2 protein-coding genes are annotated in these 565 nt (G+C 46.5%); both read right to left on the bottom strand.

All coding sequences use genetic code 11. The annotated features are described in order from the left end of the window. The coding region (locus IP485_RS13705; RefSeq protein ID WP_198327773.1) for a hypothetical protein at positions 1 to 365 on the bottom strand (365 nt) is incomplete at its 3' end. Between the two features lie 3 nt (positions 366 to 368). Next, positions 369 to 565 (bottom strand): hypothetical protein (locus IP485_RS13700; protein ID WP_198327772.1); only part of this gene is annotated, 197 nt, incomplete at its 5' end.

The raw sequence follows: 565 nt of genomic DNA, 5'->3' as shown, positions 1-565 counted from the left end.
TATCTCTGCAACTGCTCCACGAGCTGCATCTGAACGTTTCCTAACGCCAATAACTCGCTTATCAACGTTGCTTGCGTTGTTACGTGATTTGTCCGATGCGTTGCCCAGCTGTTGAACACGTTCGTTTGTTCTGTCATTGAAGTTTGCAACTGTTTGAACAACGTCGGTAAGCGTTCCAGCTCTTGCGTCTTCGTTCTTGCCAATTTGTTCAATGAGGCTGTCAATTCGGCTATATCCTGGTCTTTCTTGCGTAGCTGCTGCTGTGTGTATCGCTCTTGGTCGTCTAGCATCTGCTGTTGGCGTTTGATCGTGTCCTGCTGTGCTTGTAGGGCTTGCTGCACTTGCTCTAGTAGTCTCTTGTCCATAACTTACCTCTGACTGTAGTCGATGGGCTGCTGTATCTGTGGCTGTTGATTGATATAAATCGGTTTTGAGAATTTGTTGACCAATGCTGCCCCTATCATCATGCCTAATATCAGTACCGTAATTGCGACGATACTGGTGACTATCGCCCATTTTTTCATTTCTGATTTGATGACCTGCGCTATCCGGTCTTCTCTCTGCT

Source organism: Psychrobacter sp. NG27 (assembly GCF_016106655.1).
GTDB lineage: Bacteria > Pseudomonadota > Gammaproteobacteria > Pseudomonadales > Moraxellaceae > Psychrobacter.
Note: the sequence above shows the minus strand (reverse complement) of the source record. Positions and strands in the feature narration are given on the sequence as shown.